Source organism: Tetzosporium hominis (assembly GCF_002265435.1).
In the GTDB taxonomy this organism is placed as follows: Bacteria; Bacillota; Bacilli; order Bacillales_A; family Planococcaceae; genus Chryseomicrobium; species Chryseomicrobium hominis.
In genome coordinates, this window is sequence record NZ_NOKQ01000046.1 from 1 (window position 1) to 240 (window position 240).

Genomic DNA, 240 nt, shown 5'->3' on the forward strand with positions numbered 1-240 from the left:
GGGAGCGCATAATGATTATCAGCTTCAGGATGTCAGCCAGAGCGAGGAAGGAACCCATTTTACAATCAAAGGGATGGAAAAAACGTTTTTTATTCCGATACTTGGCAAGCACAATGTCATGAACGCCATGGCTGCGATTGCTGCAGGGGCTTATTTCGGCATCACGCCTGAGGATGCGGCAAAAGGACTGAGCGGTCTAAAGGTAACTGGCATGAGACTTGAACTCATCAAAACAGACAG

The 240-nt window shown here is 47.5% G+C and carries 1 protein-coding gene; it reads left to right on the plus strand.

The window, feature by feature from the left end; genetic code table 11:
- On the plus strand, nt 1-240 hold a 240-nt coding region (locus CF394_RS00140; protein WP_243370562.1), incomplete at both ends, for a Mur ligase family protein.